We start from the raw sequence: 13,516 nt of genomic DNA on the forward strand, positions 1-13,516 counted from the left end.
CACCCGCCCGCTATTGTTTCGGCCCTATGCGCCTCCCTCTCCTGCTCTGCGGCCTGCTCGCGCTCGCTGGTTGCTCCGCGTCCGACCCGAAGCCCGCCACCGCGCCGACCGTCACGCCCAGCCCGTCGGCGGCGCCGCCCGTCGTCCGCCTCGTCCTGCCGGCCGAGATGAACGGGTTGCCGCGCACGACCACGGCTAAGTGGCTCAAGCGTCCGAAGAGCGCGGAGAAGTTCCTCAAGCGTCACGTGTTCGCGCCCACGGGCGCGTCCGTGGCGGCGGCGTACCTGGACCCCGACGACATCTCGGAGACCGTCGAGGTGAGCGCGGCGTCCGGTCAGGTGGCCGACCCGGCCGCGACCCTGCGGATGCTCACCGCGAACTCGGTCACGCTGGAGGACGTCCGCCCGGCGGCACCCGGCACTCCGGGTGGCGTCGGCACGTGCGGCCTGTCCCGGGAGCAGCAGCCCGCGGTGGCCACCGTCTGCCACTGGGCCGAGCCGGGCAGCGTCGGCTGGGTCACCATCTGGTCGCTCAAGGACCGGCGCAAGTCGTTCGCCGGCATCCGGGCCCAGCTGCAGCCCTAGGCGGTCGGGACCGGGGTGACCGAGTGCTCCGGGGCCAGGTCGCCGGTCTCGCCCCGGCGCTGCGCCGCCCCGCCCACCCCCAGCGCGTACGCCAGGAACGCCACCCAGACCACCGCCCCGATCCCGACCCGCACCACCGTCGGCAGGCCGGACGGGGTCACGTACGCCTCCAGCAGCCCGGCCACGCCCAGCGTGACGGCCAGGCCCAGCGCCACCAGCATCCCGCCGCGGGCCCGTTCGGCCAGCGCCTGGCCGCGGGTGCGGTGCGGGCCGGGCGCGATCCAGGCCCAGCCGATCCGCAGGCCCACGCCCGCGCCGACGAAGATGCAGGTCAGCTCGAGCAGGCCGTGCGGGAGGATGAAGCCGAAGAAGGTGTCCGCGTGGCCGGTGTAGATCATCACGCCGCCGGCCAGGCCCAGGGCGAAGATGTTCTGGGCGAGGATGTAGATCACCGGCAGGATCAGCACGCCCGAGGCCAGGCACTGGGCCGCGATCAGGGAGTTGTGCGTCCACACGCTGGCCGCGAAGTTCTGCGCCTGGAACTCGCTGTAGTAGCCGGTGAAGTCCTGCTCGGCGTAGCGCCGCAGGTCCTGGCCGGTGCCGAAGAGGCTGATCACGTCCGGGTTCGAGGCGAAGTACCACATCAGGGCCCAGGCCACCAGGACGTCCACGACCATCACGGTCAGCCACCAGCGGCGGGCCTGGTAGAGCTGGGCCGGGAAGGCCGAGGTGAAGAAGTGCCGGACGGGCTGCCAGGAGAAGCTGCGCCCGCCGGTGACCGCCGACCGGCCGGCGATGACCAGCTGCGACAGCGAGGCCAGCAGGATCGGGTCGGGCGAGTGACTGCGGACCACGGACAGGTGGGTGGCCGCCCGCTGGTAGAGCAGGACCAGCTCGTCGGCCTCCTCCGGGGACAACCGGCGGCGGCGGGCCAGCACCTCGAGGCGGTTCCACTCCCCGCGGCGCTCGGCGACGTACGCGTCCAGGTCCACCGGCGCAGCGTAGCCAACGCCGATCGGGTTAACTACCCGCATGACTGTGGCGGGGCCGGCGACCGGCGGGAGCGATGAGCCGATCGTCAACGGCGAGGCCGTCGAGGTCGACGTACGCCCGGCCCGGGTCGGCTCGCGCGGCCTGGCGCTGATCATCGACATCGGCATGCAGCTGGTGTTCGTCATGCTGACGGTCATCATCATCGGGATCGGCTCGTCGCTGCTGCCGCCGGGCGTGGCCGACGGTGCCTTCATGCAGGCCGCCTTCACCGTCGGGGTCATTCTGGTGTTCATCGCCTACCCGACGATCGCCGAGACCCTGACCAACGGCCGCAGCATCGGCAAGCGCGCGCTGGGCCTGCGGGTGGTCCGGGTCGACGGCGGTCCGATCCGGTTGCGGCACGCCTTGACCCGCACCCTGGTCGGCGTGGCCGTGGAATGGCCCGGCCTACTGTTCCCGCCGCTGACCTGGGCGGTCGCGCTCACCACGATGATCTTCTCCGCTCAGGGCCGGCGGCTGGGCGACCAGGCGGCCGGCACGTTCGTGATCCACGAGCGGTCCCCGGCGCCGTGGGGCTGGGTGCCCTCGATGCCGCCGCAGCTCGCCGGGTGGGCGGCCGAGCTGGACCTGAGCGGGCTCGACGACGAGCTCGCCCTGGCCGCCCGGCACTACCTGGCCCGGGCCGGCGAGATCCGGCAGCCGCAGAACGGCCGCTTCGCGCACAGCCTGGCCCAGGAGGTCGCCGAGAAGATCTCCCAGCCGCCGCCGCCCGACACCCCCGCGTGGATGTTCCTCAGCGCGGTGCTGGCCGAGCGCCGCCGCCGGGCCGGCCGGCGGGTGCACACCACCCGCGCGCTCACCCAGCGGATCTGGCCCGGCTTCGGCCGGCTGGACTGGGCCCAGCCGGCCGTCACCGACCCGACCTGGGACCCGGCGGGCGCCAACCGGCCGCTGCTCGGCGTGGCCAAGGAAGAGGGCCGCCCGCTCTAGGCCCTAAAGCCGCTCCGGCGTCTCGATGCCGAGCAGGCCGAGCCCCTGGCGCAGGGTCCGGCCGGTCAGCTCGCAGAGGCCGAGCCGGCTCTCCCGGATCCCGGCCGGCGCCTTCAGCACCGGGCACGCCTCGAAGAAGGCGCTGAAGGTCTGGGCCAGCCCGTGCAGGTAGCCGGCCAGCCGGTGCAGCTCCAGCGACTCCTCCAGCCCGGTCACGACCCGGGCGAAACCGAGCAGTTCCAGCGCCAGGGCGCGTTCGGCCGGCGCGATGATCCGGATCGGTCCCGGCGCCGTCGGCGCCTTGCGCAGGATGCCCCGGGTCCGGGCGTACGCGTACTGCAGGTACGGCCCGGTGTTGCCGGTCAGCGCCAGCATCCTGTCCCAGTCGAACACCGAGTCCGACATCCGGTCGCCGGACAGGTCGGCGTACTTGACCGCGCCGGTCCCCACCGCCCGCGCCACCTCGGCCGACGGGGCCAGCGCGGCGGCCCGGGCGACCGCCTCGTCCAGCACCGCCGCCAGCTTGACCGGCTCACCGGAGCGGGTCCGGAACATCTTGCCGTCGGTGCCCAGGATCGAGCCGAAGCCGACGTGCTCGGCCCGCACGCCGGCCGGCAGCCAGCCCGCGGCCGCCGCCACCGCGTAGACCATCGCGAAGTGGGTGCGCTGCGGGGCGCCGACGACGTAGAGCAGCCGGGTCGCGCCCAGGTCACCGGTCCGGTACCGCAGGGCGGCCAGGTCCGTGGCCGCGTACCCGAAACCGCCGTCGCTCTTGCGCACGATCAGCGGCAGCGGATCGCCGCCCCGGCCGGTGAAGCCCGGCGGGAACGCGCACAGCGCGCCCTCGCTCTCCCGCAGCAGGCCCTGGGCGGCCAGCTCGGCCACCACGGACGCCAGCTTGTCGTTGTAGAAGCTCTCGCCCACGAAGTCCCGGGCGCCGAGGGTCACGCCCAGCCGGTCGTAGACGGCGAGCAGATACCGCTGCGACGCCGCGACGAAGTGCCGCCACTGCCGCAGCGTGTCCTCGTCGCCGCCCTGCAGCGCCACCACCCGCAGCCGGGACCGGGTGCGGAAGTCCTCATCGGCGTCGAACCGGGCCCGGGCGGCCTGATAGAAAGCGGTCAGATCGGTGATCTCGCCGGCGTGGCCACCGCCCAGGTGCTCGATGAGCATGCCGAACGCCGTGCCCCAGTCACCGAGGTGGTTGGCCCGCACGACGTCGTGGCCGAGCCACTCCAGCAGCCGGGCGACGGCGTCGCCGATGACGGTCGAGCGCAGGTGCCCGACGGTCAGCTCCTTGGCGATGTTCGGCGACGAGTAGTCGACCACGATCCGCTCGGGACGCGTCGTGCGCGGCACGCCGAGCCGGGCGTCGGCGGCCAGGTCGTTCGCGCCGGCGGCGATCACCTCGTCGGTCAGCCGCAGATTGAGGAAACCGGGTCCGGAGATCTCCGCGGTGGCGATCCCGGCGAGGTCGGCCGCGGCCAGCACGTGCGCCGCGATGTCACGCGGGGACCGGCCGAGCGGGCCGGCCAGCGGCAGGGCCGCGCCGGACTGGAAGTCGGCGTGCCGGGAGCGCCGCACGGCCGGATCGACGGTCGCCTGCGCGACCTGGGCGAACGCGGGGGCGAGCCGGGCGGAGAGCAGAGCTTCGAGATTCATGACAACCCATCGACTGGTACGCGGAGACGGGTCGACAGGTGCCGGTACGGGGTGACGCCGGCGGGATTCGACCCGCCGGCTGGAGGCACGTGCTAGCGCAACCGGAGGGGGCTCATCCGGCGTCGCTCGCTGTAGTTGCTGTGCACGGCGGCGATGTTACCGGGTCAATCCGCGTCATGGGGTGGAGAATGATCCGGGTGAAGAAGCTCATCAATGCCGTTGACGATGTCGTCAGCGAGGCCCTGGACGGACTCACGCTCACCGCCGCCGGCATCGCCCGCCTGGCCGGCTCGACCACCGCCGTCCGTACCGACATCGAGGCCGTCCGCGGGGCCGGGCACGTCGCCCTGCTCTCCGGCGGCGGCGCCGGGCACGAGCCGGCCCACGCCGGTTACGTCGGCGCCGGCATGCTGACCGGCGCGGTCGCGGGTGACGTGTTCACCTCGCCGTCCGTGGATGCCGTGCTCGACGCCATCCGGGCGGTGGCCACCCCGCGCGGCGTCCTGCTGATCGTCAAGAACTACACCGGCGACCGGCTCAACTTCGGGCTCGCCGCCGAGCTGGCCCGGGCCGAGGGCGTCGAGGTGGCCACCGTCGTGGTGGCCGACGACGTCGCGCTGGCCGCCGAGGGCGGCGCCGGCCGCCGCGGTCTCGCCGGCACCGTCCTGGTGCACAAGGTCGCGGGCGCCGCCGCCGCGGCCGGTCTGCCGCTGGCCGAGGTGGCCCGCCGGGCCCAGCGCGTCGCGGACTCGGTCGGCACGATGGGCCTGGCGCTCAGCGCGTGCACCGTGCCCGCCGCCGGCCAGCCCGGATTCCTGCTCGACGCCGACGAGGCCGAGTGGGGACTGGGCATCCACGGCGAGCCCGGGGTGGAGCGCGCCGCTCTGCAGGAGGCCCACGACGTGACCCGGCTGTGGGCCGGGAACTTCCTCACCGCGCTGGACATGGCCGGGGTCTCGGTCAGCCTGCTGGCCGTCGACGACGAGCTGCTGGAAGCGCTGGACGCGCCGACCACCGCGCCGGCCTGGCCGCACACCGTCCCGGCGGCCGAGGGCGCGGTCATCGCGGCGCCGGCTCCGGCCGGGAGCGCAACCGGCACACTGCCCGCCGGCGACCCGGTGCGCCGGGCCCTGGAGGCGGTCGCGGAGACGCTGGTCGCGCACCGCGACGAGCTGACCGACCTGGACCGGGAGGTCGGCGACGGCGACATGGGGATCAGCCTGGCCCGGGGGGCCGCGGCGGTGCTGGCGGAGTGCCCCGAATACCCCGGCGAGCAGGGCCCGGCGGCGGTGCTGCGGGCCACGTCGGCGACCGTACGGCGCAGCATCGGTGGCACCTCCGGCCCGCTGTACGCGATCCTGCTGCTGCGCGCGGCGGCCGCCCTGGAGGAGACCGGCCTGGACGACCCGGCCCGCGCGTGGTCGGCGGCGCTGCGGGCCGGCACCGACGGCGTCCGCGAGGTCGGCGGCGCGGAGGTCGGCGACCGCACCATGGTCGACGCCCTGGCCCCGGCGGCCGAGGCCATGGCGGCGGCGTTGCGCGACGGCGCCTCCGGCCGTGACGCGCTGGCCGCCGCGGTCGACGCGGCCCGCAACGGCGCGCAGGGCACGACGGCGATCCGGGCCCGGCTGGGCCGGTCCAGCTACCTGGGCGACCGGGTGATCGGCCATCCGGACCCGGGCGCACGCGCCGTGGTGCTGTGGCTGTCGTCCGTGGCGTCGTCCCTGCCGGCGGCATGAGCTGGGATCCGGCCGCACCCGGGATCCTGGCCCTGCCGTCCGGGCGGCTGGTGCGCGGGCGCGGACTGCGCCGGCCGCTGCCGCCCGGGCCACCGCCGGAGTTCGGGGTGTACCTCCTCGGCGCCGAGCCGGCCCCGTCGGCGTGGGAGAGCCGGTGGCTGCGCTGGCCCGACTTCTGGCTGCCGGCCGACCGGGAGCAGGCGGTGCAGCTGTTGCGGGAAACCTGGGAGCGGGCCGCGGACGAGCGGGTGGAGATCGCCTGCGGCGGCGGCAAGGGCCGCACCGGTACGGCATTGGCCTGCCTGGCGGTGCTCGACGGGGTGCCGGCGGCGGAGGCGGTCGCATTCGTCCGTGCCGGTTATCACCGCGGGGCGGTCGAGACGCCGTGGCAGCGCCGCTACGTCCGGACGTTCCCCTGACACTGATCCCGCGCGCCGGCCGACGCGGTCCTAGGTGGCCGACAGGGCGGCGCCCTCGATGAGGTCGGCCACGTAGCGGTCGACCCGCTCGGCCAGGGCGTCGTCCGGGATCATGTACTGCAGGCCGGCCTCACCCGCCTCCTCGCCGGTGCCGAGGCTGACCACCCGGGCCGGGATCGCCTCGTGCAGCGGGCCCAGGCCCTCGATCCGGACGGCGTCGCCGATGCTCAGCGGGCTGCCCGGGTCCAGGCGCACCCGGATGCCGCCGCGGCTGACGTTGATCAGCCCGGTGGTGTACGTCTCCCCGGCCCGCTGCACCCGCACGCTGCCGGACATGGTCACCCGGTCGCTCTCGCGGCGTTCGAGCTGCGCGGACAGGCCGGACATCTCCTCGACCCGGCCGATCGTGCGGCCCATCTGGTCGGCCAGCCGGCCCACCACCGTGCCCTGATCCGCCGCCACCGCGCGCAGCGACGTCGCGGCGTCGCCCACCCCGGCGATGCCGGCCACCATCGCGGCGATGGTGTCGGCCATCTGCTTGGTGTCGCGTTCCAGCTCGCTGATCGTCCCGGCGATCTGCTCGGTCGAGACCGAGGTGCTGTTGGCCAGCTCCTTGACCTCATCGGCGACGACGGTGAAGCCCAGCCCCAGCTCGCCCGCGCGGGCGGCCTCGATGGTGGCGTTGAGCGCGAGCAGCCGGGTCTGGCCCGCGATGCCCTTGACCAGGGTGGCCGTCTCCGCGACCCGGCGCAGGCTCTGTTCCAGCGAGGCGATCACGTCCTCGGCCCGCCGGGCGTCGGCCACCACCGCCTCGGTGGCCGCGCCGGTGGCCGAGATGCCGCTGTCGATGGTCTCGGCGGCCCGCCGGACGTCGCCGACCTGGTCGGTGACCCGGCGCAGTTCCTCGGCGATGACCGTGGTCGACCCGTCGATGATGTGCTGGGCCCGGTCGCGCAGTCGCAGCTCAGCCTGGCGCTGATGCTGGAAGCTGGTCCGCAGTTGTTCCTCGCGGACGATCTGCGCCCGGGCCAGTTCCTCCTCCTGGGCCAGCATCCGGGAGCGCGCGGTGGTCAGGGCCAGGCCGATGTCACCGAGCTCGTCCCGGCCGGCCGGGACCGGGCGCGTCTCCAGGTCACCGTCGGCGATCGCCGTGACGCCGCGGACCGCCAGGGCGACGTCGTGCCGGGTGCGCCACAGCACGCCGACGGCGAACCACGCGGCGAGCACGAACCCGCCGATGGTGACGCAGAGGACGATGAGCCGTTCCCGGGCGAAACCGTCCACCCGGGTCTCGAGCAGATCGTCCAGCACGTCGGCGAGCGGGCCGACCGCGCCGGACATGGCCGTCGCGACCGGGCCCACGTCGGCGGGGCCGGGCCGCCCGAGATTGTCGGTGAGCTGTCCGGCCAGCTTGGTCATGGCGTCGGCCGCGGTGGCGATCTCGGTCAGCCGGCTCTCGAGCCCGTCCATCGCCGTGTTGGCGTGCGCGGTGCTCACGTCGTACCTCAGGTTGTCGGCCGCGGTGGCCAGCTCCCCGGCCCGGACCGCCTGGGTGGCGATGGCGTTGGTCCCGCCGGTCAGGTCGGCCGCGGCGATCTTGGCCGCGGCCAGCAGCGCTTTGGGCAGCTGCACGATCTGGGCGTCCATCACGTAGAACGAGTCCAGGTCCGGGTCCAGGATCAGGTTCGAGTTGTTGCCCGCGTCCGTGATCAGCCCGGCGAGCGCCGTGGCCAGGGCGAACCGCTGGATCGGGGTGGGTCCCAGCCGGCCCGGCACGGCCCGCACCGAGTCCTCGAGGCGCAGGTCGGGATGGGCGGCCACGGCGGCCCGGACGCCGGCCAGATCGGGTTCCTTCGCGGCGACCGTGGCGGCCAGCGCGAGCAGGGCCGGCCGGACCACCTCGAGGCCCTGGCGCTCGGCCTCACTGAACGCGATCTGGGCCCGGGCCTCGCGGACGTAGGCGGAGGTGGCCACGATGCCGGGGATCATCAGCACCAGGATCAGGGCGGCCAGGCGCGTGCTGGTGCGCATCCGGTCGGCCAGCGGCAGGACCGGGCGCAGCAGCGCCGGTACGGCGGAGTCGCTCTGCATCGCCGGCTAGAACCCGTCCCGGTACGCCGTGTGCTCGGCCCCCACCGTCATCCGCATGCACCGATTCCACCACGCGAAAGCCTCATGATCGGGCGAAACGGCACAGTGGGCCGGACCTGGTTCACTGAGCCGCTCCGACCGCACAGCACCAGCGCAACAGGCGTCTGAGCTGATCGCGCCTGCATTCTGCATTGCACAGGTTCCTCGCCGGGCCACCCGGGTACGGCTTGCCTGATTCTCAATGTGAGAGGGGTTTACTCGTGCCGGCACTGACGCACGACATCGAAGACCTACGCCTGCACAGCCGCATGTACGACGCCGTCATCGACGAGATCGACGGCCGGCGGATCCGGATCGGCCAGGACTGGCTGGTCGACTGGGCATCCTGCAACTATCTCGGCCTGGACCTCGACGAGGAGGTCATCGGCGCGGTCGAGCCGCAGCTGCGCAAGTGGGGCACCCACCCGAGCTGGTCGCGCATGCTCGGCAGCCCCCAGCTCTATCCGCAGCTCGAGGAGCGGCTGAGCGACCTGCTGGGTGCCGAGGACGTCCTGCTGCTGCCGACGATCTCGCAGATCCATCTCGGCGTCATCCCGGCGCTCGCCGGGCAGGGCACCTTGATCATGGAGAGCCGGGCCCACAAGACCATCTACGACGGCTGTGTCTTCGCGCGGGGCCAGGGCGCGACACTGCGCCGTTTCCGCAGCGGGGACCTCGACGAGCTCGCCCGGCTGCTCCGCGAGGCCACCGCCCGGCCGGTGATGGTCTGCATGGACGGCGTCAACAGCATGACCGGCGACATCCCGGACCTGCGGACGTACGCCAGGCTGTGCCGCGAGAACGGCGCGGTGCTCTACGTCGACGACGCCCACGGCATGGGGGTCATCGGCGAGCGCAGCCCCATGGAGCAGTCCCCGTACGGCCTGCGGGGCAACGCCATCGTCAAGCACAGCGGGGAGACCTACGACGACATCATCCTGGTCGGCGGCTTCTCCAAGGCCTACTCGTCGCTGCTGGCGTACCTGGCGCTGCCGACCGCGGTGAAGAACAAGCTGAAGGTGGCCGCGCCGACCTACCTCTACTCGGGTCCGTCCCCGGTGGCGTCGCTGGCCACCGTCAGCGCCGGCCTGGACGTCAACGACAAGCGCGGTGACGAGCTGCGCACGCACCTCTACCGGCTGACCATGAAGCTGCTCTCGCACGTCCGAGGGCTGGGGGTGCACACCTTGAACAGGGACGACACCCCGGTCGTGGAGATCCCCATCTCTCCCGAGCACGACCTGATCGCCGTCTCCGAGCGGCTGTGGCAGGCCGGGCAGTACGTCACGCTGGCGCCGTACCCGGGGGTGCCGCGCGACGAGATCGGCTTCCGCGTCCAGCTGACCGCGGCGCACACCGAGGCCCAGGTCGACGCCCTCAACGAGGTGCTGACCGAGCTGGTCGGGGACGGGACTCTGCGGGCCGCCGTTCCCCGGCCCCGCCGGCCGGTCGATTGAGCGTCAGACGCGGGTGGCCAGCACCTCGACGTACGCGGACGGCACCCTGGTCGTGCCGTCCGTGGCCACGTCGTACCGGCTGATCAGGTCGACCAGGTCGGCGTACAGCAGCTTGCCGTGGTCCTCGTCGAGTGCCTCGAAGGCCTTCAGCGTCGGCCCGTAGTGGGCCCGGAAGTAGTCGGCGAATGCCTCCGGGGACGCGAACCGGAAGACGAACTCGCGCCGGGTGACCCGCAGGTCGCGGACCCGGTCGCCGAACAGTTCCCGCAGCCGTGGCTCGTGGCCCCACTCGACCGGCGCGCGCACCCCGGGCGGCGGCGGGACCCGGCGGCCGACCGTGCGGAACAGTTCCCCGATGAAGCCGTCCGGCGTCCAGTTGGCCAGGGCGATCGTGCCGCCCGGCCGGCACACCCGGGTCAGCTCGGCGGCGGCGCGCTCCTGATCGGGCGCGAACATGACCCCGACCACGGACAGGACGGCGTCGAACTCGCCGTCGCGGCCCGGCAGCGCCTCGGCGTCGCCCTCGGCGAAGCCGACCTCGAGGTGCTCGGCGGCGGCCCGGGCCCGGCCGCGGTCCAGCAGTTCGGGTACGTAGTCGATGCCGGTGACCGTGCACAGGCACCGGGCCGCCGCGATGGCCGCGTTGCCCGTACCCGTGGCCACGTCGACCACCCGCGACCCGGCGGACAGGTCCGCCGCCTGCACCAGCGCCTCGGAGATGGGTTGGATGAGGGCCGCGACCGCACCGTAATCGCCGCTGGCCCAGGTCTTCTGCTGGCGTGCCTTGATGCCTTCCAGGGCAAGTGAACTCGTCATGCCGCCGACGCTAGGAGCGAGAGGGCGCGGCGCGCGTGGGGAGTTCTCCCCATGTTGCGTCAGCGGGGCGCGAGCAGGCCGAGGCGGCGGGCGGCCACGGCGGCCTGGCCCCGCGACGGTACGCCGAGCTTGCCGAGCACCGCCGACACGTGATGGTCGACCGTCTTGGCCGACAGGGTCAGCCGCGCGGCGATGTCGGCGTTGCTCAGCCCTTCCGCGAGCAACATCAGCACCTCCCGCTGCCGCGCCGTCAGCCCGGTGGGATGAGCCGTCGTCGACGCCCGGGGCCCGCGCGGCACCTTGGCCCCCCGGTCCCGCAGCTCGGCACGCAGTCGCCGGGCCGTACCCGCCGCGCCCAGACCGTCCACGATGCGCAGCGCCTCCGCGACCGCTTCGTCGTCCCCACAGCTCAGCGCCTCGGCCCGGGCGTACGCACAGCCCCGGCCCGCCCAGTCGGCGGCAGCGCCCCGCCAGTCACCCTCGATCAGCAACCGGTACGGCAACGCGATCAGCTCGGTCACCGCGATCGGCTCCCCGGCCCGCCACTGCCAGTAGGCGAGCTGTCCCGCGAACCAGGGGTGACCGACGCGGACCGCCACGGCGTACCCGCGCCGGGCCTCGGCCGCCGCGCGCGCCGGATCTCCGGCGATCCAGTAGTGCTCGGCCAGCGCGGTCGCGACCGGCCCGACGAACTGCACCTCGTCCGCCTCGTACGCCGGCCCCGCGGCCCGGAGCAGGATGTCGGCGGCGTCCGGGCCGCCGCGACGCGACCGCAGCCGGCCGAGCGCGACCCGTGCGGTGCTGCGGGAGGGCCCGGGATGTTCCGGGCCGGACAGGGCTGTCTCGGCGTCGGCCTGCGCACCGGCCCAGTCGCCCCGGGCGAGCAGCATCTCGGCCCGGTAGCCGAGCAGATGCTTCACATAGCCGTCCAGGTCGCGGGCCTCGGCGAAGTCCAGCACCCGCCGCAGCACGTCCTCGGCGACGTCGAAGTCGCACCATTCGACCGCCTGGCAGGCCTTGTTGGCCAGCGACCGGGTGGCGTGGTCGTCGAGCCCGGCCGCGGCGGCCAGCGCGTGGGCCCGTTCCAGCTCCGCGCCGCCCACCGCGAAGTCGTGTTCCATCCGGGTCGAGCCCACATTCACCAGGGCGTGCACCTCGGTGTCCAGGTCGCCGAAGCGCCGGGCCAGGGCGATGGCGCGTTCGCCCCACTCGATGGCGCTGACCTCGCCGGCCAGCATGTGCAGCTGCGACAGGTTGCTGTAGGCCATCGCGAGCTGCGGGCCGGGCGGGATCGACTCGAGCACCTCGACCGCCCGTTCGCCGGTCAGCCGGGCCTGCCCGGTGTGGCCGCGCCACCAGCTGAGCCGGGACAGCCAGCGCAGGTTCTCGCCGATCCGGACCGTGTCCCCGGCCTGCTCCCGCAGCGACAGCGCCTGCCGCCGGGCCTCCAGCGCCGCCACGATCTGACCGGCCAGATAACCGGCGGTCGCGTACGCCTCCAGCAGGTCGGCCCGCTCCGCCGCCGAAGCGCCGCCCGCGTGCCGCAGCGCCAGCTCGTAGTGGGCCGCGGCCTGCTTGTGGGCACCGACGGCGGCGGCCCGTACGGCGGCGACCGGCGCCCAGCGCAGCACGGCGGCGGCGTCCCCGGCGTGGTGGGCGTGGTGCACGAGCCGGGCCGGGTCGACCCCGGCGCGGCCGGTGAGCTGGGCGAGCACGTCGGCGTGCAGGGCGGCCCGGCGTACCGGCGACAGCTCCTGCTCGACCGCCCGGCGCAGCAGCTCGTGCCGGAATGCCACTCCGTCGGCGGTGGCGCCGAGCACGCCACCGGCGAGACACTCCTCGACCCCGGCGCCGCGCGAGGCCAGCAGGGCCGGCTCGGCCTGCGACGGCACGACGGACACGAAACGCGCGGCCTCCCGTCCCGGCGGCGACAGCGCGGACAGCCGGGACAGCACGAGGTCGCGCACGGTGGCGGGCACCGCCGAGTCGGCCGCGGCGAGGACCTCGGTCACCAGCAGCGGGTTACCGCCGGTCACCGCGTACACGGGGGAGGAAGCCCGGCCCGCGCGGCGGGCAAGCTCGCCGACCGCCTCGACCGACAGCGGCGCCAGCGGAAACCGCCGGACCAGGGGCCGCGGCAGTCCGGCCAGGACGGTCCGCAGCTGGTGGTCGGGACCGACCTCGTCATCACGGTACGTGAGGACCAGCAGCACCCGGCACAGCGCGAGCCGGCGCCCGAGGAACGCGACCAGGTCAAGGGTGGCCTCGTCGGCCCAGTGCAGGTCCTCCATGACCACCACCGGCCGGCGGCGCTGCCGGGGACCGTCCAGCGCGTCGAGCAGGGCGTCGAAGACCGCACCCCGCTCCCCCGCGGCCATCCGCTCCCGCAGCGCCCCACCGACCTGGCGGGCGATGTCGTGCAACGGCCCGAGCGCGCGCGGGGTGAGCAGCGGATCGCAGGCTCCCCAGAGCACCCACGCCCGCGATCCGGCCGCGGCGGCGAACGCGGTGGCCAGACTGGACTTCCCCGCGCCGGCCTCACCGGAGACGACAGCGATCCGCCCGCCGCCGGCCGTCTCGGCCAGCAGCGCGTCCAGCTCGGCGAGAGCGCCACCACGCTCCAGAAGCTCCATCGCGGCCGAGCGTACTGACGCGCGGCCCCTCGGCACTGCCCACAACCGGACAGTCTTCCCAGCTCAATCGGGCGGACCGGGGTGATCCGGCCG

General features: G+C 74.3%; 10 protein-coding genes. 5 read left to right on the forward strand and 5 right to left on the reverse strand.

The window, feature by feature from the left end; genetic code table 11:
• Positions 1-26 precede the first annotated feature (26 nt).
• Entirely contained in the window at positions 27-584 is a 558-nt protein-coding gene (locus Aau02nite_RS29750) for a hypothetical protein (RefSeq protein ID WP_212991903.1), read from the forward strand.
• On the opposite strand, the gene Aau02nite_RS29755 is transcribed toward Aau02nite_RS29750, so the two are convergent.
• A complete protein-coding gene (locus Aau02nite_RS29755; protein WP_212991904.1) occupies positions 581-1,576 on the reverse strand; it encodes a stage II sporulation protein M in 996 nt (331 codons plus the stop codon). The two genes, Aau02nite_RS29750 and Aau02nite_RS29755, sit on opposite strands and share 4 nt — an antisense overlap.
• Positions 1,577-1,616: 40 nt before the next feature.
• On the opposite strand from Aau02nite_RS29755, the gene Aau02nite_RS29760 reads away from it, so the two are divergent.
• Positions 1,617-2,567, forward strand: coding sequence for an RDD family protein (locus Aau02nite_RS29760; protein WP_212991905.1), 951 nt, complete (start codon positions 1,617-1,619; stop codon positions 2,565-2,567).
• Between the two features lie 3 nt (positions 2,568-2,570).
• Here the strand turns inward: Aau02nite_RS29760 and argS are convergent, their stop codons facing one another.
• The gene (argS, locus tag Aau02nite_RS29765; protein WP_212991906.1) at positions 2,571-4,229 is read right to left on the reverse strand and encodes an arginine--tRNA ligase; all 1,659 of its coding nucleotides are present in this window, start codon (positions 4,227-4,229) and stop codon (positions 2,571-2,573) included.
• Positions 4,230-4,426: 197 nt separating this feature from the next.
• Here argS and dhaL point away from each other — a divergent pair, with 197 nt between their 5' ends.
• A complete protein-coding gene (gene dhaL / locus Aau02nite_RS47510) occupies positions 4,427-5,968 on the forward strand; it encodes a dihydroxyacetone kinase subunit DhaL (protein ID WP_212991907.1) in 1,542 nt (513 codons plus the stop codon).
• On the forward strand, positions 5,965-6,387 hold the full coding sequence (locus Aau02nite_RS29775) for a protein-tyrosine phosphatase family protein (protein WP_212991952.1): 423 nt from the start codon (positions 5,965-5,967) through the stop codon (positions 6,385-6,387). The genes dhaL and Aau02nite_RS29775 overlap by 4 nt, the downstream gene beginning before the upstream one ends.
• 30 nt (positions 6,388-6,417) lie before the next feature.
• Here the strand turns inward: Aau02nite_RS29775 and Aau02nite_RS29780 are convergent, their stop codons facing one another.
• Positions 6,418-8,478, reverse strand: a complete 2,061-nt coding sequence (locus Aau02nite_RS29780; protein WP_212991908.1) for a methyl-accepting chemotaxis protein — start codon at positions 8,476-8,478, stop codon at positions 6,418-6,420.
• Between the two features lie 260 nt (positions 8,479-8,738).
• On the opposite strand from Aau02nite_RS29780, the gene Aau02nite_RS29785 reads away from it, so the two are divergent.
• Positions 8,739-9,974 carry an aminotransferase class I/II-fold pyridoxal phosphate-dependent enzyme gene (locus Aau02nite_RS29785; RefSeq protein WP_246595541.1) on the forward strand — a complete coding sequence of 412 codons (1,236 nt, stop codon included), beginning with the start codon at positions 8,739-8,741 and terminating at the stop codon, positions 9,972-9,974.
• A gap of 3 nt (positions 9,975-9,977) precedes the next feature.
• On the opposite strand, the gene Aau02nite_RS29790 is transcribed toward Aau02nite_RS29785, so the two are convergent.
• Together Aau02nite_RS29790 and Aau02nite_RS29795 are read right to left on the reverse strand one after the other, a co-directional pair.
• Entirely contained in the window at positions 9,978-10,790 is an 813-nt protein-coding gene (locus Aau02nite_RS29790) for a class I SAM-dependent methyltransferase (RefSeq protein ID WP_212991909.1), read from the reverse strand.
• A 59-nt stretch (positions 10,791-10,849) separates the two neighbouring features.
• Positions 10,850-13,423 (reverse strand): ATP-binding protein, encoded by a 2,574-nt coding sequence (locus Aau02nite_RS29795; RefSeq protein ID WP_212991910.1) that lies wholly within the window; start codon positions 13,421-13,423, stop codon positions 10,850-10,852.
• Between the last annotated feature and the right edge of the window lie 93 nt (positions 13,424-13,516).

It is taken from the genome of Actinoplanes auranticolor (genome assembly GCF_018332655.1).
In the GTDB taxonomy this organism is placed as follows: Bacteria; Actinomycetota; Actinomycetes; order Mycobacteriales; family Micromonosporaceae; genus Actinoplanes; species Actinoplanes auranticolor.